We start from the raw sequence: 19,090 nt of genomic DNA on the forward strand, positions 1-19,090 counted from the left end.
TCGCGCGTAGCGCGCTCCGGGCGCAGCCCGGGCAGGCCGCCCAAGCCCCTTGCGGCTTCTTTCCCCCTTTTCTTGTCCGCACAAGAAAGGGGGCCGCCTGCCGGGGCGGGACCCGGCAACTGCGCCGCTCGATGAGCGGTAAATCAGAGAAGCGCCGCCGGGGCGAACCCCGGCACCCCTACATTACAATCGCCCCATAGCGCGCGGCGAGCGCCTCGAGCTCCTCCTTTTCGATCTCGCAGGAGGTGGAGACGACGATGGCCTTGCCGTTGTAGTGGAGCAGGGCGCTGTCGAGCGCCTCGAGCGACTCCGACTCAAAGGCGACGGGCATGTCGACCATGTGCGCGTTGAGGGAAAAACGGTAGCCGTCGTCGGGGGTATCGAGATGGATGAGCACCGCGTCGCAGCTGTCGTGTGAAACCTCCAGAAGCGTATCCGCCATATCCACCTCGCAGGTGAGCGGCTCGGAGTATTCGAGGTCGTCGTCGAGGTAGTAGACCTCCCGGCCGGCGGCGAGGATGTCGTAGTCGGCGGGCGCGACCTTCACGCGGTCGACGTCGAAGGCGTCCACCATGTGGCGGAGCGCGGCGACGTATTCCGGGTCGGTGCCGCAGCAGCCGCCGATGATCGAAACGCCCCGCCGCATGAGGCGGGCGCACTTGTCGGCGAACTGCACGGGAGAAAGCGGGGGATTGCCCGCGTTGGGCTTGGCGATGAGGGGGATTTTCGCATAGGGCGCGATCCGTTCAAAGAGGGGCACCATGTCGTCAGGCCCCTCCGAGCAGTTGAGCCCGAAGGCCGACAGCCCCAAATCCTGAAGCACGACCAGCGCGGCGAGCACGTCGTCCCCCCACATCGTTCGCCCCTCGGCGTCGACCGTCATCGTCAAAAAGAGCGGAAGACCCGTCTGCCGTGCGGCAAGCACGGCCGCGCGGCATTCGGAGAGGGAGCTCATCGTCTCGATGGCCAGCAGGTCGGCGCCCGCGTCCGCGAGCGCCTGGGCCTGTTCGGCGTAGATGCCGATCAGGTGGACGAATTCCGTCTCGCCGAACGGCTCGCACATCAGCCCGGTGGTGGACATATCCCCCGCGACGAGCGTCCCGCGGCCGGCGAGCGCCTCACGGACGGTGCGAACGAGGGCGGCGTTCAGCTCCGCCACCTGCTCGCTCAGTCCGTACATCCGCAGGTTGCCCGCGTTCGCCAGGAAGGTGGGGGCGTAGACCACGTCGCTGCCCGCGTCGGCATAGCCGCGCGCGACGGAGGCGACCGTCTCCGGGTGTTCCAGCGCCCACTGCTCGACGCAGACGCCGGCGGGCATCCCCGCCTTCATGAACTCGGTGCCCGTCGCGCCGTCGAGCAGCAGCGGCAGACGTAATCGACTTCGGCCGTTGTCTTCCATCTTTCGGTTCCTCCTACATGCTTTCGGGGAAGGTAATTTTTAACAGATTTAATACATTTCGTATAACCGTCCGCGCCGCGAGGCAGAGGTTGAGGCGCGCCTGCATGAGCGGCTCGGCCTCCCCCTTGACGCGGCAGACGGTATAGTACTTGTGGAAGAGCGTCGCGACGTCGACCGCGTATTTGGTGAGGCGCGCGGGATCGTAGCTCCTGGCCGCGTCGACGATCTCCTGCGGAAAGCGCGCGAGCGCGCGGATGAGCTCGGCCTCCTCGGAGGTGTTCAGCGCGGAGAGCTCCTTCTGGGAACAGGCGCGCGGGGAAACGCCCTCCTCGGCGAGCTTTTTGAGCAGCGAGCAGATGCGCGCATGCGCGTACTGCACATAGTAGACAGGGTTCTGCATCGACTGCTCGACCGCCAGCCCGAGGTCGAAATCGACCATCGAGTTGGGCTCGCGCAGGTTGAAGAGGAAGCGCGCCGCGTCGACCGGCACCTCGTCGATGAGGTCGGTCAGCGAGATCGCCTTGCCGGTGCGCTTGGACATTTTGACCGGCTGGCCGTCCTGCATGAGCCGCACGAACTGCATGAGCACGATGTCCAGTTTGGAGCCGTCGAGCCCGATGGCGTCCATCGCGCCCTTGAGGCGGGCCACATGGCCGTGGTGGTCGGCGCCCCACACGTTGATGACACGCTGGAAGCCGCGCACCGCGAACTTGTTGTAGTGGTAGGCGATGTCCGCCGCGAAGTAGGTGGGGAAGCCGTTGGCGCGCACGAGCACCTCGTCCTTCTCGCCGCCGTTTTCGGTGGCGCGGTACCAGAGCGCGCCCTCCTTCTCGTAGGTCATGCCGCGTTCGGTGAGCTTTTGTATCGCCTCGTCGATCGCGCCGTGGTGCAGCTCGCTCTCGTGGAACCACACGTCGTAGACGATGCGGTACCGTTCGAGGTCTGCCTTCAGCTTTTCGATGTTTTTGGGCAGCGCGTAGTCGACGAGCGCCCGGCGGCGCTCCTCCGCCGGCGCGTCGAGGTACTTGTCCCCGTTTTGGTCCGCGAATTCCTTCGCGCGCTCGCGGATGTCGTCCCCGTGGTAGCCGTCCTCGGGGAAGGGGACCGCCTCCTCGCCCCGATAAAGCTGGAGGTAGCGGGCCTCGAGGGAGAGCCCGAATTTTTCGATCTGGTTGCCGGCGTCGTTGACGTAGAACTCGCGGGTCACGTCGTAGCCCGCCCAGTCAAGCGCGGCCGCGAGGCAGTCGCCCAGCGCGCCGCCGCGCGCGTTGCCCATGTGCATGGGCCCGGTGGGGTTGGCGGAGACGAACTCGACCTGGACCTTTTCCCCGCGCCCGAAGCCGGTGCGGCCGAAGGAATCCCCCTCGCGCAGCACCGCCGCGACCACGTCCGCGAACCACGCGTCCTTGAGGAAGAAGTTGATGAAGCCCGGGCCGGCGATCTCCGTCCGGTCAAAGGGGCTGCCCGAGAGGTCGAGGTGCTGGCAGATCGCCTCGGCGATCTTGCGGGGCGCGCTTTTGAAGGGGCGCGCGCAGGCCATCGCGATGTTGGAGGCGAAGTCGCCGTGGGAGGTGTCCGCGGGGATCTCGACGACGAAGTCGGGCAGCTCGTTCGAGGCGGGCAGCGCCCCCGCCTCGACGGCCCTTTCGAGCGCGGCGTCGAGCAGTTGCGCGACCGACTGTTTGGTTTCGGCGATCGGGTTGGTCATGCTGTCACACATCCTGTACATTCATATTTTTTGCCGGCCCGCCGCCCGGGGGAGCCCTGTTCGGAACGCTCCCATGCGGCCGGCGGCCGGCCCTCAAGGTCTGAAAGGTCCCTTTGCTACGCCTGTTCGCGCACGTTGATATAGACGGCGTTTTCGCTGGCGAGCAGGGTGTTGACGTCGAGCGAGTAGGCGAATTCGAGCCTGCCGCCGTGGTCGCCGAGCTCGGAGACGACGCGGTCGCCCGAAACGCCGATCATCATGGGGCCGTAGCCGGTGTCGTAGTGGCACTGGTGGCGCACGCCCCGCTCGACGATGAGCTGGCTTTTGGCGGTGCCGGTGCGCAGCAGGGTGACCTTGTCGCTCTGCTCGACCTTGAGCACCGTGTGGGTGCCGTCGAAGCCGGTGGCCTCCGATTCGTCGTAGGCGATATAGTAGTTGCCGTTGCGCTTATAATAGGAGCCGGTCGTAAAGAGCTCGATCTCGTCCTCGTCGCCCTCCTGCTTATAAACGCCTTTGATTTCGATTAGAACATCCTTTTTCATCCGTAACATCCTTTGTGTACGCTAAAGCGTATCCAGATCAATCTGCGTGACGTCCCCCTTGACGTCGCCGCCCAAAAACAGGCCGGCGATTTCGGAGAACCCATCGGGGGAGTCGCTCACATAAAATTCGGTGCCGCCGCCTCCCGGCCCGGCGAGCAGGTCCTCCCGGGCGAGATAGCCCTGCGCCCAGCGCGCGACCTGCTTGCCGGCGTCGATGAGGGTGACGCGGGAGCCGAGCGCCCGGTCGATGATATCGTAGATGAGCGGGTAGTGGGTGCAGCCGAGGATGAGGGTGTCGACCCGCTCGTCAATCATGGGCTTGAGGTAGATTTCCGCGACCTTCGCGGTGATCTCGTTGTCCGGCTGGATAAAGCCGTTTTCCACCAGCGGCACGAAGAGGGGGCAGGCGTTGCCGAAGGTGCGCGCGTCGGGGTTGATCGTGCGGATGGCGCGCCCATAGGCGCCCGAACGCACCGTCGCGGTGGTGCCGATCACGCCGATGCGGCCGTTGACGGTGGCGGCGCAGGCCGCCTGCGCGGCGGGGACGACGACCCCCGAGAAGGGCACGCCCGCCTCGGCGGAAAGCTCGGGCGTGAGGGCCGAGCTGACGGTGCCGCAGGCCGCGATGACCAGCTTGACCTCGTGCCGTTTGAGGAAGCGGATGTCCTGCATCGCATATTTCCGGATCGTCTCACGGCTGCGGTTCCCGTAGGGGACCCGCCCGGTGTCGCCGAAATAGACGATCCGTTCGTCCGGCAGCAGCTTGCGCAGCTCCCGGACGGTCGTGAGGCCGCCCAGCCCCGAATCAAAGACGCCGATCGCACGGTTGTCCATACCGCTCACCTCTTTCTTGCTGAATGGTGCGTTCGATTATTTTTCCAGCGCGAGCCGGATGAGCCGGTCGATCAGCTCGGGATAGGGGACGCCCGCCGCCTCGAAGAGCTTGGGGTACATGGAGATCGAGGTGAAGCCGGGCAGCGTGTTGATCTCGTTGAGGATGATCCCGCCGTCCCGCTCCGCGAAGAAATCGACGCGCGCCAGCCCGGTGCAGCCCATCGCGGCGAACGCCCGCACGGCGGCCGTGCGGATCGCCTCGCTCGTCTCCTTCGGGATGCGCGCGGGGATGAAAAGGTCGGTGGAATCGTCGAGGTATTTGCCCTCGTAGTCGTAAAATTCGTGGTGGGGGACGATCTCCCCGACGACCGCCGCGTCCGCGTCGGTGTAGTTGCCGAGCACGGCGCATTCGACCTCCGCGCCCACGATCGCCTTTTCCACCACCACCTTGCGGTCGTAGCGGAACGCCTCCTTCAGGGCGGCGAGCAGCTCCGCCCGGTCCTTCGCCTTGCCGACGCCGACCGACGAGCCGGTGTTGGCGGGCTTGACGAACATCGGGTAGCCGAGCTTCTCCCGCAGGGAGGGCTCGAGGGAATCGAAGCGGGCGAGCTGAGGACGCACGAGCGCCGCGTAGGGCGCGGTGCGGATGCCCGTGGCCTCGAGCAGGATGTGGGTGACGTCCTTGTCCATGCAGGTGGAGGAGGCCAGCACCCCGCAGCCCACATAGGGGATGCCCGCCATCTCGAAAAGCCCCTGGATGGTGCCGTCCTCGGCGTGCTCGCCGTGCATGACGGGGAAGATCACGTCGACGGGGACGTTTTCCGGCCCGCCGGGGGCCTGGCGCAACAGGCCGCCGCAGGAGCGGTCGGGGGAGATGACCGCCGGGGTGACGGGGCCGTTTTCGAGCCACCGGTCCGCCTCGAGGTCGTCGACCGACCCGCCGTATTCATACCAGCGCCCGTCCTTGGTGATGCCGACCATGACCACGTCGTAGCGGTCGCGCGGAATGTTGCGCAGCACCGACGCCGCCGAGCGCAGGGAGACTTCGTATTCGCTGGAGACCGAGCCGAAAACCACGGCCACTGTTTTTTTGCCCAAAGAAAACCCCTCACATCCAGATATAGAAATATTCATAATAATTCAATCTATATTCTAGCACAAACGCCGATAGTACGCAATGAGGTAACCTGTCGGTATTTTGGCGGGAAGCGGGGGCGCGCTTATCCAAAATCACAAGGCGCACGGGATTTCTTGACTTTCCGCCCGCACACGACTAAGATTGTACTATTGACAGAATTGAGGAGGGATTGTGTGGAAAGCCTGCAAATGGCCCTGAACGTCGTCGTGCCGATGTTCCTGATGCTCGCGCTGGGCTGCCTGCTGCGCAGGATCGGCATGTTCGACCAGCACACGCTCGACAAGATGAACGACGTCTGTTTTAAAGTATTCATGGCGCCGCTTCTCTACTATAACATCTACACGGCGCGCACCCCCATCGGCGAAAGCGGGCGGATGCTGCTTTTCGCCGTGGTGAGCGAGCTGCTCCTGTTCACCGGGCTGTGGATCATCACGGTGGTGATCGAGAAGGAAAACCCCCGCCGCGCCGCGCTGCTTCAGGGGCTTTTCCGCACCAACGCGGTGCTCTTCTGCACGGCGATCGGCACCTCGATCCTCGGGGAGGGCAACATCGGCCCGATCTCGCTGCTCGTGTCGGTGGTGGTGCCGCTCTACAACGTGCTGACGGTCATTGAGCTGGAGATCTTCCGCGGCGGAAAGATCAAGCCGGGCAAAATCGCGCTCGGCGTGCTCAAAAACCCCTATATCGTCGCAGCGATCCTCGGCTACCTGACGGTCGCGCTGCGCATCCAGCTCCCCGTCCCGGTGGTGACCTCCCTGCGGGACATCACCCGGTGCTCCACGCCGGTGGCGCTCATGGTGCTGGGCGGGCTCTTCAACTTCGGCGCGGTGCGCGGCAACCTGCGCAACATCATCGTGGGCGTGGCGGGCCGGCTGGTGATCGTGCCCGCGATCATGCTGCCGATCACGATCTGGATGGGCTTCCGCGGCGTCGAGCTGGTGGGGCTGATGGGCATGTTTGTCGCGCCGACGGCGGTGGCCTCCTTCAACATGGCCCACGCGATGGACGCGGACTACGACCTCGCGGGGCACCTCGTGGTGTTCGGCACGATGTTCTCGGTCGTGACGATCTTCTTCTGGGTCTTCGGCCTGGGTTATCTGGGCTTTATCTAAGACGGGAACCGTCGGCTCAGATGGGACGCGGCCCGCGAAACAAAGTTTTCGCCCGCCTTTTTCAAAAGGCGGCGGGTGAGAAAAGGCCCCGCGTTCCGGAAGGAACGCGGGGCCGTTTCGAGGGCGGAGCCCTGAGCCCGGGCCCGCAGGCCCTGCTTCAGGCGATTTTTTCGGTTCCTTTTTTCAAGAAAAAAAGGAACAAAAGAGGCGCCCGTTTCGCGGGCGCCTGCACATATATGTTGACAAAGGAAAGATAGCCCATTAATATTAAAAACAGACAGGAGCGCGTTTCGTCGGACGGTTCTTCCGCCTTCCGCTGCCGGGCAGCCCGGCAGGGAGGAGGTGGTGCGCGGATGGAGTACATAATCATCTTTGCGATGCTTATGCTGTTCATCATCGTGGCAATAAAAAAGTAACCGTCCACCCTTCCAAAAGTTGACGGTTACTTTTCTGTAACTAGAAACCGGCGGAATAACCGTTTAACGGTTACGCCTCCTGTCTACTTTTATTATATGCGAAAAGTGGGAAAAGTCAAGGCCGCACCCCAAAATTGGGGTATGGGAACCGTTTTTGGAAAGACCGCGTTATAATATCCCCAAAGGGGGAATTTCAATGTCAATGATCACTGCGTTGTACACAGGAGCGTTTCATTTGGAGAGCCGGGACATGCGCGAGGTACCTGGGTGGCAGGAGGCGGCGAGCAGCCTCTGCGCGCGTTACGACGCGCTTCACGCCATGCTGGACGCGGGGCAGAAGGAGCGGCTGGACGCGCTGATGGCCGCGAAGGCGGACATCTTCGCGATCGAGCAGCAGGACGCGTTCCGGGAGGGGTTCTGCCTCGGGGCGCGGCTGATGCTTGAGATCCGCGCCGAAAAGGGCTGAAATCATGTAAAAAAACGGAATTCGGGGCTTGACTGGACAGGCCCGTTGTGGTATGATGAGTACACCTCTAAAAGGGTTATTTTTTTTGTCCAAAAACAACCTGTTTCCTTTTCGAGGGAGGCAAAAAAATCCGGTATTATCAGGAGGTGCCGAAATGAGAGTGAAAATTACTCTGGCCTGCACGGAGTGCAAACAGCGCAACTACAACAAGATGAAAAACAAGAAGAACGATCCCGACAGACTTGAGATGAACAAGTACTGCAAGTTCTGCCGGAAGCACACCCTGCACAGGGAAACGAAGTGAGGATGAAAGGCGGGTCTAACGATGGCAGATAGCGCAGCGCAGAAAAAACCCGGCTTCATCGACAGGGTGAAACGCTTTTTCAGGGATATCAAAGGCGAGGTCAAAAAGATCGTCTGGCCCAGCAAGAAACAGGTCATCAACAATACGGTGATCGTCGTTATCATGGTCGTGATCTCCGCGATCGTCGTCGCCTGCTTCGACACCGTCGCAACCCTGCTGATCCATCTCTTTACCAGCCTGCTCGGATGACGGCGGTAAGGATGCTGGTGTTAAAATGATCGGGAGGTGGATGCATGGCGGACTCTGATATGAGATGGTATGTGGTGCACACCTATTCCGGTTATGAGAACAAGGTTGCCACGAACATTGAAAAAGCGGTGGAAAACAGGAAGCTCCAGGACCTGATCGGCGAGGTGAAGGTTCCCACCGAAATGGTCACGGAGATCAAGGACAACAAAAAACGCGAAGTCGAACGCAAAATTTTTCCGGGTTACGTGCTCGTGAAAATGATCATGACCGACGACAGCTGGTATGTCGTGCGCAATATCCGCGGCGTCACCGGGTTCGTCGGGCCGGGCAGCAAGCCCGTCCCCCTGACGGAGGAAGAGGTGCAGCGGCTGGGCGTCGAGCAGCGCAACATCGAGGTCAATTTTGCGGTGGGCGATTCGGTCCGGGTGAGCGACGGTTATCTCGAGGGCTTCATCGGCACGGTCGACGAGATCGACCTGCAGAACGCCCTTGTGCGCGTCACCGTTTCGATGATGGGCAAGGACGTGCCCGTCGAACTCGAAATCGACCAGATCGAACCCTTGAATTAATCTTTTTTGAGAGGTGCCGGTGCGATTCCGGCGATATGAGCCGGCGTGAGCCGGCTTGTGGGAGGGACGTTCCTGCGTCCCGAAATGAACCACTAATTTTGGAGGTGCTTTTTAAATGGCTCAGAAGATAGTCGGCTATATCAAGCTGCAGATCCCGGCAGGCAAGGCAACGCCCGCTCCGCCGGTCGGCCCGGCGCTCGGCCAGCACGGCGTCAACATCATGGCCTTCACCAAGGATTTCAACGAGCGTACCAAGAATGAAGCGGGTATGATTATCCCGGTCGTCATCACTGTGTATGCCGACCGTTCCTTTAGCTTTATCACCAAAACGCCGCCTGCGGCCGTTTTGATCAAAAAGGCGATCAACCTGCAGAGCGGTTCCGGCGTGCCCAACAAGACCAAGGTCGGCACGATCACCAAGGAACAGCTCAGGAAGATCGCGGAGCTGAAAATGCCCGACCTCAACGCTGCGAATGTCGAAACGGCGATCAGCATGATCGCGGGCACCTGCCGCAGCATGGGCGTCGAAGTCGCAGACTAAGCTCCCGGGTGGGAGGAAAAATCCGTTAATGACCACTCTAAGGAGGAAATGTTCAGATGAAACACGGTAAGAAATATACAGACAGCGCAAAGCTGGTCGACAGCCAGAAGCTGTACGACACGGCCGAGGCGCTTGATCTCTGCACGAAAACCGGCAAAGCGAAATTCGACGAGACCGTCGAGGTCCATGTCCGTCTGGGCGTCGACAGCCGCCATGCCGACCAGCAGGTCCGCGGCGCGGTCGTGCTCCCCAACGGCACCGGCAAAAAGGTCCGCGTGGCCGTCTTCTGCAAGGCCGACAAGGCCCAGGCCGCGCTCGACGCGGGCGCCGATATCGTCGGCGCGGAGGACCTGATGGAGCGCATCCAGAAGGAAGGCTTCATGGAGTTCGACGTCGTGATCGCCTCGCCCGACATGATGGGCATCGTCGGCCGCCTCGGTAAGATCCTCGGCCCCCGCGGCCTCATGCCGAACCCGAAGGCCGGCACCGTCACCCCCGACGTCGGCAAGGCCGTCCAGGAGGCCAAGGCCGGTAAGATCGAGTACCGTCTCGACAAGACCAACATCATCCACTGCCCGATCGGCAAGGTCTCCTTCGGCGTGGAGAAGCTGCAGGAGAACTTCGACACCCTGCTCGGCGCGATCGTGAAAGCGAAGCCCGCCGCGGCCAAGGGCCAGTATGTCAAGTCCTGCGTGGTCGCTTCCACGATGGGCCCCGGCATCAAGATCAACCCCGGCCGCTTTGTCTGATTGCTGAAAATAAAAAGCTCCCCGCTTTCGCGGGGAGCTTTTTTGCGGGATTCCGTCACGGCCTGCGGCCGCTCTGGCGGCGCGTCTCGTCGCGCCACGCGTCGTAAAGCCCGCAGGTCAGCCGCGCGTATTCGCGGCTTTTGGCCGGGACGGTCAGGTAGACCGCGAGCAGGAGCGTGTAGGCGCAGCTGACGCTCTCAATCGCCAGCACCACGTAGAAGAGCGGCGCCAGCGGAACGCCGAGCGAAAGCACGGGCAGGGCGTTCTTCAGGATGTCCGCCAGGGAGACGGCGGCGAGCGCGTAGAGCAGGAAGGCGAGCTTCCACGGGCCGCGGTAGAGGGCCAGGGCGACGATGCCGGGCACCAGCGCGCCCAGCGCGAGCCCAACGACCAGCGGCGGCAGCGCGGTCCCCGAGACGGCGAAGAGGTTGAAGGCCTTGAGGAGTATCATCAGGAAGAACATCCCCCACAAAAGCGCCCTTTTGCGCTTTTGGAAGGCCTCCAGCCCGGGGTTTTCCTCAAAGGCTCGCCGCTGCTGTTCCCGCAGATCCATGGAAATCTCCTCCGTCCGGTGCGTTTTTCATCCCATCCATCATACCAGAAAAATTTCCCGCCCGCAACGGGCAAAGGGCGCATCAGGGCTTGACAGGCTGGCAAAAATATGATAGACTTACAAAGCTGTCCGAAGACAGCAGGTGTCATTACGACATAAAAGGCTCCGGCCTTGCCTGCCGAGGAAAGGCGTAATCCCCTCGCGGTGACGCGCGGGTTTGAATGCTCTTTTCGCGGTATGGCGAAAAGGGCTTTTTTTGATGAATCAGTTGGAGGTGAATGAATTTGCCAAGCGAGAAAATTCTCCAGCAGAAACAAGAGGCGGTCGCCGCGCTGACGGAAAAGCTGAAAAATGCTGCCGCGGGCGTGCTGGTCGACTACAAGGGGATCAATGTCGCCGACGATACCAAGCTCCGTAAGGAACTGAGGGAAGCCGGCGTCGAGTACGCGGTCGTCAAGAACACGCTGCTCCGCTTCGCGGCAAAGGAGGTCGGTTACGACGCACTGGATTCGGTGCTTGAAGGAACCACCGCCCTGGCCCTGAGCGACGGCGATCAGGTCGTCGCGGCCAAGATCCTGACCAAGTATGCGGAGGACAGCAAGGGAAAGTTTGTTGTCAAGGCCGGCTTTGTTGACGGCGGCGTGATCGACGCCGCGAAGGTCGCGGAACTCGGCAAGCTCCCGAACAGGGAAGCGCTGCTTTCGATGCTGTGCAGCGCGCTGCAGGGCAACCTGCGCGGTCTGGCCGTCGCGCTCAACGCGATCGCCGAGAAGAGCGGCGAGGCCGCTCCCGCCGAGGAAGCCGCCCCTGCCGAAGAGGCGGCCGCCCCCGCCTCGGCCGCCCCCGCGGCCGAGGAACCCGCCCCCGCGGCCGAGGAGGCCGCTCCCGCCGCCGAATGAGCGGTTTACGACGTTCCACTGAAATGAAACTTATAGGAGGTATTTATTATGGCTTCTGAGAAAATTCTGAAGTTTGTAGAAGATGTCAAAGGCCTCACCGTCCTTGAGCTCAACGAGCTGGTCAAGGCGATCGAGGAAGAGTTCGGCGTTTCCGCCGCCGCTCCGGTGATGGTCGCCGGCGGCGCCGCCGCCGCTGCTCCCGCCGCTGAGGAGAAGAGCGAGTTCGACGTCATCCTGACCAACGCCGGCGCTTCCAAGATGGGCGTCATCAAGCTGGTCAAGGAGATCACCGGCCTGGGCCTCAAAGAGGCGAAGGCCCTGGTCGACGAGGCTCCCAAGCCGGTCAAGGAAGGCGCTTCCAAGGCCGACGCCGAGGACATCAAGAAGAAACTCGAGGATGCCGGCGCGACCGTCGAGCTCAAGTAAGTTTCTGCAAAACCGCAAAGAAGAGGCCGTCCGGAAGGACGGCCTCTTTTCATTTGGGGGGAGCCGGGCGGGACGCGCCCTTCAGAAAGTGGAAATCGCAGCGGGGGGCGCCGGTCCCCAGCGTGCCGCCGCGCTCAAAACGGATTTTCGGGAGCAGCCCCGAAAAGGAGACGAGGTCGTTTTCGCAGTAGAGCCGGCACAGCTCCGGGCAGCCGTGCAGCCGCGTGAGGTCCCAGTAGATGCACCTGCCGAGGTTGAAGTGGAGCTCCTCCCCGTCGCAGCGGACCCACTCGGTTTCCCAGCCCTCCTCGGGGAAGTTCTTCCTCATGAACGATTTGCAGGCGAAGCGGTAGAGGGTGTAGGCGAAGGGGAGCCCGGCGAGGCGCCGCATCTGCTCCCGCTTGACGCCCGCCGCCCGGCGCGTCTCCTCCCCGGTCAGGTCCAGCGCCTTCTCCCGCGGGATCCCCCGCTCGAGCAGCGTCAGGTAGTAGGCCATGGGCGGGAAGAGCTTTTTCTGGAGATGTTCCCGGATGGCGGGGCTCCCGCGGTCGTCGGCGCCCTCCAGAAGGTCCCGGTACCGCTCCTGCGTCCGGCTGAATACCGCCGCGCCCTCCGCCCTCCCGAACCTTTGGAGGCAGTCCTCCTCCAGGAAGGGGAGGGTGGTATCTTCAATCCTCATGCTTCCCGGCCTCCTCGATCATCTGGAAGACCTCCTGCGCGTGGGCCTGCAGGACGTCCGCCTTCGTGACGGCGATCCCCCATTTTTCGTCCCCGAGGACGAGCAGGATGTCCCCGGCTTTGATGCCGAAGAGCTCTCGCGCCTCCTTCGGGATGATGATCTGGCCCCGTTCGCCCACCTTGACCGTTCCGAAAATGTGATGTCCCTTCGGAATTTCCATAAGCGCCTCCGTAATCATATAAATATGGAATTCATACTAATATGAATTATAGCGCGTTCCCGATAAAAGTCAAGCGGGGCCGCTGTTTCCATAAATTTTTCAAACGGGTCATTCCTGCGGTTTCTCATTCTCCGGCGCGGGGGAACCCTGCGCCGCAGGGGCCGCGGGCTGCTTGGGAGCCCTTTTTCCGCGGCGCTTTTTGGCGGCGCGCAAAATGGCGCGGACGGCCAGCAGGATCGCGAGGATGATCACAGCCCAGAGGATCAGCAGGGGACCGACCTCGACGACGAAGAGCAGGAGCCCCTGCACCGACGCGACAAGGTGGTTGCCGGCGCGCGTCGCGGCGGCGGAGAGCTTTTCACCGAAGGTCTTGGGCTTGGCGGCCGTCTCCTGGTACTCGACGACCTCGCGCAGGTCCATGTTGAGGTAGGAGTAGGTCACCTGCGAATCCATCCGCTTGAGCTGGGCGGTGAGGGATTCGATCTGGTAGCGCACGTCGGAAAGCGCGGTCTGGAGCTGGACGACGTCTTCGAGCTTCTCCGCCTTGGAGAGGATCTCGAGCAGCGACGCCTCCTGCTGCCGCAGGGAATCGAGGCGCGCCTGCGCGTCGAAGTAGCTGTCGGTGATGTCGTCCATATTCTCGCTGCGGGAGACGATGTTGCAAAGCCCCCCGACGCCGGCGACCACCTCGTCGAGCTTTTCGGCGGGCACCCGCGCGGTGACCGACGCGCTGCGCTCGTAGTAGCTGCCGCGGTAGCTGAGGCTCCGGCCGTCGACGCTCTGGCTCTCCACATAGCCGCCGGCCCCGCTGACAAGCTCCGAAATCTGCGCGAGCGCCCGCTCGAACTCCATCGTTTCGAGGGAGAGGTAGCTGTGCTTGACGATCTTGCGGCCGGCGAGCGCCTCGTCGGATACCTGCGCGCTCGGTTCGGGCGCTTCGGCCGGGGCCTCCGCCGCGAGCGACTGCATCTGGAAGCCGCCCATATCGGCGGCCGCGTCCTCCGCGTATCCGCCGTATGCGGCGGAGTCCGCCATGGCGGGGGACGGAGTCGCGGCGGCGGTTTTGGGGTACGACGACGCGCCGCAGGCGCTCAGCAGGAGGGAGAGGGCGGCGAGGACGGCAAAAAGCGGGACCCAATGACTTCGTTTCATTTTTTTGACCTCCCAATTCATCATGTCGGGATATTCCACGCCCCGGCGGGCGGCTTGTGCACGGCCGTTTCAATCAAAAGGTGCGGCGGAAATCCCGTTTTACTGCATGAAAAACGGGATGCCGCGAGGCATCCCGTTTCAAATCCGATTTACCGCTTCTGCTGGGGCGGGCGGCGGCGCTTGGCCTGGTAGCGGCGCTTGTTGTGGTTGCGCACGATCATCAGGGCGATATAGAGGACGATCACGATGATGACGAAGATGAGGATGAACTTGAAGATGAAGTTGCCGAAGAAGGCCTTCACCTTTTCCAGGTAGACGAGCGCGACGCTCGCCTCGACCGTTTCGCCCGCGACAAGCGGCACGCTGCCGACCTCCTCGCCCATGAGCATCAGCTTGACGCGGCCGACCTCCTGCCCCTTTTCGACGGGCGCGTCGATGAAGAGCTCGGTCTTGCCCTTCTGGCCCTTCACCGGGCGCTCGATCGCCTTGTAGATCTCGACCTGCGGCTCGATGTCGCTGCCGGTCACGTCCTTGGGCACGAGGGTGGCGAACTTGTCCGCCGCGAAGAGCTTGATATAGTCGGTGTCCCACGAGAGCCGCACGTTGACCCCCGCGACCTCCTCGCCCACGCTCATGAGCGTCTTGACGCGGAAGCTGTCGAACGCCCAGTCGTAGAGGCGCGCGGTGTCGCGGAAGGCGAGGTTGTTGGCGTAGATTTCGCCGTCGGGGCTGCGATAGGGCGCGCCCAGACAGACAGCGAGGTAGGTGTAGCCGTCCCGCGTCGCCGTGGAGACGAAGTTGACGACCCCCTGCCCCGGCTCGGGCAGAGTGCCCGTCTTGATGCCGCGCAGGCCCTCGTAGTAGTAGCCGTCGGTGTCGGCGGCGTTGATCATTTTATTGGTGGAGATCCAGGTGATGCCGCTCTCGGGGCCGCCGGTCGGGTAGGCGGTGTAGACCCGGGTGTTGGCGATCTCCATGTAGTCCTCGTTCTGCATCGCGTACTGGGCGATGAGGGCCATGTCATAGGCGGTGGTGTAGTTCTCCTCCCCCTCGATGTAGAGGCCGGTGGGGTTGGAGAAGTGGGTGTTTTTCGCGCCGATCTCCTTGGCCTTCTGGTTCATCATCACGCAGAAGTCCTCGATGCTGCCGTTGCCGACATAGTCGGCCAGCATCATCGCGGCGGCGTTGACCGACTGGGTGAGGGAGCCGTAGAGCAGGTCGCGCAGCGTGAACTGCACCCCCTGGTAGATGCCGCCGTCGCCCGCCTGAAGATTATAGAGATAGTTCTGGATATAGGTCTTGAGCTCGGTGGTCTCGTTGTCGAGGTCGTGGTCGCTCTCGAGCACGACGAGCGCGGTCATGATCTTGGTCAGCGAGGCGGGCTGGATGCGCTCCATCTCGTTGCGGTTGTAGACCGGCTCGCCCGAGTCGACGTTGAGCAGGTAGATGCCCTGCGACTGGTAGAGCTCCTCGTCGGGGGGCACGTAGGGGGAGAGGGAGGCATCCGGTGAGGCGCTCCCGGCGCCGCCGGACGCGCCGTCCGGAGAGCCGGAGGAGTCCGGCTCCGACGAGGGATTCCCCGATGAGGCTTCCGACGAGCCGGCGGAGGCGCCGTCGTCCTTCGGAGCCGCCAAAAGCGGCGTGGCCAGCATGGTACAGGCGATCGTCATCGCCAGGAGGAATGCGCACCATCTTTTCATTTCAGCTTCCGTTTCCCCGCTGCCGGAGCGGTATCACAAAAGCCGGCTGCTTTGCGGCAGGATTCAAGCAGCGGCGTCAGATCAAATGTGGATTGCCGATTGCGCCCGGTGGCAAATTGTGATAAAATGAACCCGATACATTTTACTAGAATAGCCAATATCTACCCACAGTATACCAAAAGTTCCGACAAAAGAAAAGACAAATTTCGAGGAATTTTGCAACACGGGAGGAATTGAGATGCTGGATTACGCGGATAAAAATTACGGCTTCGACACGCTGATGGTGCACGCGGGCACCCAGCCCGACCCCGAGACCCATTCGGTGGCGCTGCCCATCTACCAGACGACCGCCTACACCTTCGACAGCACCGAGCACGCGGCGCGGCTCTTTGAGCTCAAGGAGCCGGGCAACATCTACACCCGCCTGAGCAATCCCACCGTCGACGCGCTCGAGCGCCGGGTGGCCGCGCTGGACGGCGGCATCGGCGCGCTTGCCTTCGCGTCGGGGCACGCGGCGATGGTCCACACCTTTTTGAACCTCGCGGGCGCGGGGGACGAGATCGTCTCCTCCATCTGCATCTACGGCGGCGCGATCAACATGATGGGCGTCACCCTCGGGCGGATCGGCGTCAAGGTGAAATTCGTCGACCCGGGCGACCTCGGTGCGTGGGAGGCGGCCGTCACCGACCGCACCAAGGCGTTCTTCGTCGAGGCGATCGGCAACCCCAACGCGAACGTGGCGGACATCGAGGCGATCGCCGCGATCGCCCACCGGCACGGCGTCCCGATGATCGTCGACTCGACCTTCACCACCCCCTACCTGCTGCGCCCCATCGACTACGGCGCGGACTACGTCGTCCACTCCGCCACCAAGTTCCTCGGCGGCCACGGCACCGCCATGTGCGGCATCGTGACCGACGCGGGCACTTTCGACTTCAACGGCAATCCCCGCTTCCCGCTCTACACCGAGCCGGACGTCAGCTACCACGGGGTCGTCTTCGCCAAGGACTGCGGCAACGCGGGCTTCCTCTCCCGGCTACGCGCCATGATGCTGCGCGACCTCGGCGGTTGCTGCGCGCCGCTGAGCGCCTTTCTCATCATGCAGGGCATCGAGACCCTCTCGCTGCGCATGAGGCACATCTCCGAGAGCGCCCTCGCGATCGCCGAACACCTCGAAAGCCACCCCGACGTGGCGTTCGTCAACTATCCGGGCCTCAAGTCCAGCCCCTATTACCCGCTTGTGCGGAAATACCTGCCGAAGGGCGCGGGCGGCGTCTTCACCTTCGGCCTCAAGGGGGGCCGCGAGCGGGGCGCGAAGCTCATCGACTCGCTCGAACTCATCCTGCATGTCACCAATGTCGGCGATTCCCGCACCCTCATCAGCCACCCGGCCTCCACCACCCACAGCCAGCTCTCCGACGAGCAGCTCGCCGAGAGCGGCATCACGCCGGAGACCGTCCGCCTGTCGGTGGGGCTGGAGGACCCGGCGGACCTGATCGCCGATCTCGACCGGGCCATCGCGGCCGCAAAATAACCGCCATCCACGGGGGAAACGATCTATGATTTATGTGACGGGAGATGTCCACGCCGACCTCGGCCGCTTCAAGGGAAAGGCCGCCAAAAAGCTCAAAAAGGGCGACACGCTGATCGTCTGCGGCGATTTCGGCTTTGTGTGGGACGGCTCCAAGAAGGAACAGCGGGTGCTCAAATGGCTGGGCAAGCGCCGCTACAGCGTCCTCTTCGTCGAGGGCACCCACGACAACCTCGACCTGCTCGCGGGCTACCCGGTCGTCGACTTCTGCGGCGGGAAGGCGCGGCAGATCAGCGGCAAATGCCACCAGCTGCTCCGCGGCGAGATCTACACGATCGAAAGCGACGAGGTCTTCACCTTCGGGGGCGGGGAGAGCTCCGATTCGGACGCGCGCGTCCCCGGCGCGAGCTGGTGGCCGGGCGAGCTGCCCGACCCGGAGGAGCTTGCGCACGCGCGGAAGAACCTGGCGGCCCGCGGCAACGTCGTCGACTACATCATCACCCATTCGGCCTCCAACACGGTCAACGGGTTCCTCAACATGGACCGCGACCACGTGAACCAGCTGGAGGCGTTCCTCGACGAGGTCTCCCAGACGGTGCGCTACAAGCACTGGTTCTTCGGGAGCATCCACCTCGACAAGGTCATCCCGCCGATGTACCATGCCGTCTACCAGGAGATCCTGCCCCTCAAGGGGATGAAATAGCGAAAGCCGCGGGGGACTTGCAAAACGCCCGCACAGCGCGTATACTGTTCGGAAATGAGCGTTTCCGGCGCGGATCGGGAGGGACAGGTGTGGAAAAAGCCAAAAGCATCAAGGAGATCGCCCAGCTGGCCGGCGTTTCGACCGCAACGGTCTCCCGCGTCATCAACCAGAACGGGCGGTTCTCCAAGGAGACGGAGGAGCGGGTGCTCCGGGTCATCCGGCAGAACGACTACACTCCGAACATGAGCGCCAAGGGGCTGCGCACCAGCCGCACGCGCGTCATCGGCGTGGTGGTGCCGGACATCACCAACCCGCATTTCGCCAACGTGGTGCTCCACCTCGAAATGGAGTTCACCCGGCGGGGCTACTCCTGCCTGATCTGCAACACCAACGAATCCTCCTCGCTGGAAAAGAAGCACATCCGGTCGCTGACCGCCCAGAACGTCAGCGGGATCGTGCTGATCTCCAGCACCCGCAACTACACCGAGCTGGACAGCCTGCCGGTGGTCTACGTCGACCGCCCCTCCCGCAGCGAAAAGGAGCGCGGGGAGGGCGTGATGATCGAGTCGGACAACACCCAGGGGGGCTACCTCGCCACGCGGGAGCTGCTGGGCGCGGGCTGCCGGCATATCCTCATCCTCAAATGCCTCGGCAACGACTCCAACCAGCTCGCCCGGTACAGGGGCTTCCAGCGGGCGATCGGGGAGGCGGGCGTGGAGGAGGAAGAGGCCCTGCGCATCAACCTCGACGCCGTCTCGATCGACGGCGCGCGCAAGGCGGTCGCCGACCTGCTCGACGGCGGGGTGGCGTTCGACGGCATCATGTCCACCACCGACACGATGGCCGCGGGAGCGGTCATCGCGCTGCGCGAGCACGGGCTTTCGGTGCCGCGCGATGTTTTGGTGACCGGGTTCGACGACTGCCAGCTCGCCGAGGCGTGCGGCCCCGGGCTCACGAGCGTGCACCAGGACGTGGCGGAGATGTCGCGGCTGGCCACCGAGCTGCTCTTCCAGATGATGCGCGGGGAGCGCCCCGAGCGCAGCCACTACCGGCTGCCCGTGACGCTGACGGTGCGGAAGTCCACCCGCCGGTGACGGGAAAAAGGCGATTAAACGGGCGCCGCCTTTGGGCGGCGCCCGTTTTTTGTTACGCTTTTGTAATCAATCCGGGTAATTTGCACAAGATGAGCAAACGATTACC

The 19,090-nt window shown here is 63.0% G+C and carries 22 protein-coding genes and 1 other annotated feature; of the genes, 12 read left to right on the forward strand and 10 right to left on the reverse strand.

Features of this window, described 5'->3' with window-relative positions; all coding sequences use genetic code 11:
• Positions 1–178 precede the first annotated feature (178 nt).
• The 5 genes from NE609_RS12450 to NE609_RS12470 form a co-directional block, all read right to left on the reverse strand.
• Positions 179–1,399, reverse strand: a complete 1,221-nt coding sequence (locus tag NE609_RS12450; protein ID WP_256152686.1) for a homocysteine S-methyltransferase family protein — start codon at positions 1,397–1,399, stop codon at positions 179–181.
• Positions 1,400–1,412: 13 nt separating this feature from the next.
• Positions 1,413–3,107 (reverse strand): arginine--tRNA ligase, encoded by a 1,695-nt coding sequence (gene argS, locus NE609_RS12455; protein WP_121587378.1) that lies wholly within the window; start codon positions 3,105–3,107, stop codon positions 1,413–1,415.
• A 116-nt stretch (positions 3,108–3,223) separates the two neighbouring features.
• Positions 3,224–3,649 carry a DUF1934 domain-containing protein gene (locus NE609_RS12460; protein ID WP_242970803.1) on the reverse strand — a complete coding sequence of 142 codons (426 nt, stop codon included), beginning with the start codon at positions 3,647–3,649 and terminating at the stop codon, positions 3,224–3,226.
• 21 nt (positions 3,650–3,670) lie between these two features.
• Entirely contained in the window at positions 3,671–4,483 is an 813-nt protein-coding gene (murI, locus tag NE609_RS12465; RefSeq protein ID WP_101548803.1) for a glutamate racemase, read from the reverse strand.
• Between the two features lie 36 nt (positions 4,484–4,519).
• On the reverse strand, positions 4,520–5,581 hold the full coding sequence (locus NE609_RS12470; protein ID WP_256152687.1) for a D-alanine--D-alanine ligase family protein: 1,062 nt from the start codon (positions 5,579–5,581) through the stop codon (positions 4,520–4,522).
• A gap of 213 nt (positions 5,582–5,794) precedes the next feature.
• On the opposite strand from NE609_RS12470, the gene NE609_RS12475 reads away from it, so the two are divergent.
• From NE609_RS12475 to rplA, 7 genes are all read left to right on the forward strand, one after another.
• Positions 5,795–6,733: an AEC family transporter gene (locus tag NE609_RS12475; RefSeq protein ID WP_256152688.1), complete on the forward strand. Its 939-nt coding sequence runs from the start codon at positions 5,795–5,797 to the stop codon at positions 6,731–6,733.
• A 618-nt stretch (positions 6,734–7,351) separates the two neighbouring features.
• Entirely contained in the window at positions 7,352–7,615 is a 264-nt protein-coding gene (locus NE609_RS12480) for a DUF6809 family protein (protein ID WP_370867168.1), read from the forward strand.
• Positions 7,616–7,769: 154 nt separating this feature from the next.
• Entirely contained in the window at positions 7,770–7,919 is a 150-nt protein-coding gene (gene rpmG / locus NE609_RS12485; protein ID WP_006876590.1) for a 50S ribosomal protein L33, read from the forward strand.
• A gap of 21 nt (positions 7,920–7,940) precedes the next feature.
• Positions 7,941–8,168: a preprotein translocase subunit SecE gene (secE, locus tag NE609_RS12490; protein ID WP_101548816.1), complete on the forward strand. Its 228-nt coding sequence runs from the start codon at positions 7,941–7,943 to the stop codon at positions 8,166–8,168.
• A 44-nt stretch (positions 8,169–8,212) separates the two neighbouring features.
• A complete protein-coding gene (gene nusG, locus NE609_RS12495; protein ID WP_101548818.1) occupies positions 8,213–8,737 on the forward strand; it encodes a transcription termination/antitermination protein NusG in 525 nt (174 codons plus the stop codon).
• Positions 8,738–8,852: 115 nt separating this feature from the next.
• The gene (gene rplK / locus NE609_RS12500) at positions 8,853–9,278 is read left to right on the forward strand and encodes a 50S ribosomal protein L11 (protein ID WP_101548820.1); all 426 of its coding nucleotides are present in this window, start codon (positions 8,853–8,855) and stop codon (positions 9,276–9,278) included.
• Between the two features lie 56 nt (positions 9,279–9,334).
• Positions 9,335–10,027, forward strand: a complete 693-nt coding sequence (gene rplA / locus NE609_RS12505; protein WP_101548822.1) for a 50S ribosomal protein L1 — start codon at positions 9,335–9,337, stop codon at positions 10,025–10,027.
• A 55-nt stretch (positions 10,028–10,082) separates the two neighbouring features.
• Here rplA and NE609_RS12510 read toward each other — a convergent pair whose 3' ends face one another.
• Positions 10,083–10,580 (reverse strand): hypothetical protein, encoded by a 498-nt coding sequence (locus NE609_RS12510; RefSeq protein ID WP_256152690.1) that lies wholly within the window; start codon positions 10,578–10,580, stop codon positions 10,083–10,085.
• A gap of 111 nt (positions 10,581–10,691) precedes the next feature.
• Positions 10,692–10,846 (forward strand) — a sequence feature (ribosomal protein L10 leader region).
• Between the two features lie 18 nt (positions 10,847–10,864).
• Between NE609_RS12510 and rplJ the strand changes: the two genes are divergently transcribed.
• A complete protein-coding gene (gene rplJ / locus NE609_RS12515; protein WP_370867167.1) occupies positions 10,865–11,479 on the forward strand; it encodes a 50S ribosomal protein L10 in 615 nt (204 codons plus the stop codon).
• A gap of 48 nt (positions 11,480–11,527) precedes the next feature.
• Complete coding sequence (rplL, locus tag NE609_RS12520) at positions 11,528–11,905, forward strand: 50S ribosomal protein L7/L12 (RefSeq protein WP_101548828.1); 378 nt, start codon at positions 11,528–11,530, stop codon at positions 11,903–11,905.
• A 49-nt stretch (positions 11,906–11,954) separates the two neighbouring features.
• On the opposite strand, the gene NE609_RS12525 is transcribed toward rplL, so the two are convergent.
• The 4 genes from NE609_RS12525 to NE609_RS12540 form a co-directional block, all read right to left on the reverse strand.
• Complete coding sequence (locus NE609_RS12525; RefSeq protein WP_121587385.1) at positions 11,955–12,584, reverse strand: L-2-amino-thiazoline-4-carboxylic acid hydrolase; 630 nt, start codon at positions 12,582–12,584, stop codon at positions 11,955–11,957.
• Positions 12,574–12,804, reverse strand: a complete 231-nt coding sequence (locus tag NE609_RS12530; RefSeq protein ID WP_101548832.1) for an AbrB/MazE/SpoVT family DNA-binding domain-containing protein — start codon at positions 12,802–12,804, stop codon at positions 12,574–12,576. Before NE609_RS12530 ends, NE609_RS12525 begins: the two co-directional genes overlap by 11 nt.
• Before the next feature lie 108 nt (positions 12,805–12,912).
• A complete protein-coding gene (locus NE609_RS12535; RefSeq protein WP_172439137.1) occupies positions 12,913–13,956 on the reverse strand; it encodes a DUF4349 domain-containing protein in 1,044 nt (347 codons plus the stop codon).
• Positions 13,957–14,105: 149 nt separating this feature from the next.
• Entirely contained in the window at positions 14,106–15,656 is a 1,551-nt protein-coding gene (locus NE609_RS12540; RefSeq protein WP_256152691.1) for a D-alanyl-D-alanine carboxypeptidase family protein, read from the reverse strand.
• Between the two features lie 238 nt (positions 15,657–15,894).
• Between NE609_RS12540 and NE609_RS12545 the strand changes: the two genes are divergently transcribed.
• The 3 genes from NE609_RS12545 to NE609_RS12555 all read left to right on the forward strand — a co-directional run bounded on the left by NE609_RS12545 (position 15,895) and on the right by NE609_RS12555 (position 18,984).
• Complete coding sequence (locus NE609_RS12545; RefSeq protein ID WP_101548838.1) at positions 15,895–17,190, forward strand: O-acetylhomoserine aminocarboxypropyltransferase/cysteine synthase family protein; 1,296 nt, start codon at positions 15,895–15,897, stop codon at positions 17,188–17,190.
• 25 nt (positions 17,191–17,215) lie between these two features.
• Positions 17,216–17,890 carry a metallophosphoesterase gene (locus tag NE609_RS12550; RefSeq protein ID WP_121587389.1) on the forward strand — a complete coding sequence of 225 codons (675 nt, stop codon included), beginning with the start codon at positions 17,216–17,218 and terminating at the stop codon, positions 17,888–17,890.
• Between the two features lie 89 nt (positions 17,891–17,979).
• Complete coding sequence (locus tag NE609_RS12555; RefSeq protein WP_256152692.1) at positions 17,980–18,984, forward strand: LacI family DNA-binding transcriptional regulator; 1,005 nt, start codon at positions 17,980–17,982, stop codon at positions 18,982–18,984.
• The last annotated feature ends 106 nt before the right edge of the window (positions 18,985–19,090 follow it).

This window comes from Anaerotruncus sp. DFI.9.16, from assembly GCF_024461615.1.
Lineage (GTDB): Bacteria > Bacillota > Clostridia > Oscillospirales > Ruminococcaceae > Anaerotruncus > Anaerotruncus massiliensis.

Excerpts from the sequence above, each read along its gene's own strand:
- NE609_RS12480 (WP_370867168.1), top strand. The coding sequence starts at position 7,352 with ATGATCACTGCGTTGTACACAGGAGCGTTTCATTTGGAGAGCCGGGAC.
- NE609_RS12525 (WP_121587385.1), bottom strand. The coding sequence starts at position 12,584 with ATGAGGATTGAAGATACCACCCTCCCCTTCCTGGAGGAGGACTGCCTC.
- NE609_RS12540 (WP_256152691.1), bottom strand. The coding sequence starts at position 15,656 with ATGAAAAGATGGTGCGCATTCCTCCTGGCGATGACGATCGCCTGTACC.
- secE (WP_101548816.1), top strand. The coding sequence starts at position 7,941 with ATGGCAGATAGCGCAGCGCAGAAAAAACCCGGCTTCATCGACAGGGTG.
- rplK (WP_101548820.1), top strand. The coding sequence starts at position 8,853 with ATGGCTCAGAAGATAGTCGGCTATATCAAGCTGCAGATCCCGGCAGGC.
- NE609_RS12530 (WP_101548832.1), bottom strand. The coding sequence starts at position 12,804 with ATGGAAATTCCGAAGGGACATCACATTTTCGGAACGGTCAAGGTGGGC.
- NE609_RS12545 (WP_101548838.1), top strand. The coding sequence starts at position 15,895 with ATGCTGGATTACGCGGATAAAAATTACGGCTTCGACACGCTGATGGTG.
- murI (WP_101548803.1), bottom strand. The coding sequence starts at position 4,483 with ATGGACAACCGTGCGATCGGCGTCTTTGATTCGGGGCTGGGCGGCCTC.
- rpmG (WP_006876590.1), top strand. The coding sequence starts at position 7,770 with ATGAGAGTGAAAATTACTCTGGCCTGCACGGAGTGCAAACAGCGCAAC.
- NE609_RS12535 (WP_172439137.1), bottom strand. The coding sequence starts at position 13,956 with ATGAAACGAAGTCATTGGGTCCCGCTTTTTGCCGTCCTCGCCGCCCTC.
- rplL (WP_101548828.1), top strand. The coding sequence starts at position 11,528 with ATGGCTTCTGAGAAAATTCTGAAGTTTGTAGAAGATGTCAAAGGCCTC.
- NE609_RS12460 (WP_242970803.1), bottom strand. The coding sequence starts at position 3,649 with ATGAAAAAGGATGTTCTAATCGAAATCAAAGGCGTTTATAAGCAGGAG.
- NE609_RS12450 (WP_256152686.1), bottom strand. The coding sequence starts at position 1,399 with ATGGAAGACAACGGCCGAAGTCGATTACGTCTGCCGCTGCTGCTCGAC.
- NE609_RS12550 (WP_121587389.1), top strand. The coding sequence starts at position 17,216 with ATGATTTATGTGACGGGAGATGTCCACGCCGACCTCGGCCGCTTCAAG.
- rplA (WP_101548822.1), top strand. The coding sequence starts at position 9,335 with ATGAAACACGGTAAGAAATATACAGACAGCGCAAAGCTGGTCGACAGC.
- nusG (WP_101548818.1), top strand. The coding sequence starts at position 8,213 with ATGGCGGACTCTGATATGAGATGGTATGTGGTGCACACCTATTCCGGT.
- argS (WP_121587378.1), bottom strand. The coding sequence starts at position 3,107 with ATGACCAACCCGATCGCCGAAACCAAACAGTCGGTCGCGCAACTGCTC.
- NE609_RS12510 (WP_256152690.1), bottom strand. The coding sequence starts at position 10,580 with ATGGATCTGCGGGAACAGCAGCGGCGAGCCTTTGAGGAAAACCCCGGG.